The following is a 257-nucleotide window of genomic DNA, read 5'->3' as shown; positions in this document are numbered from 1 at the left end:
ATCAGGGAAATCAATGTAGTGAAAGAAGCAGCGGCGCAAGAATGCATCAGGAAGTTCTTTTCCGTTATTACTCGTGATGAGAACAATTGGGCGATTTTTAGCTACGATTCGCTCTTGTGTTTCGTAAACATAAAACTCCATTTTGTCGATCTCAAGTAAGAGGTCATTTGGAAATTCAATATCAGCTTTGTCGATTTCATCGATCAACAGAATGACACGCTCTTCTGCCTCGAATGCTTCCCACAGTTTACCCTTCA

1 protein-coding gene is annotated in these 257 nt (G+C 40.9%); it reads right to left on the bottom strand.

Annotated features, from left to right (window positions below; translation table 11 throughout):
- Nucleotides 1-257, bottom strand: a 257-nt coding sequence (locus A3762_RS07090) for an AAA family ATPase (RefSeq protein WP_156493316.1), incomplete at both ends; no start/stop codon positions are given.

Source organism: Oleiphilus sp. HI0125 (assembly GCF_001635355.1).
This window is presented reverse-complemented; position numbering and strand designations above follow the sequence as displayed.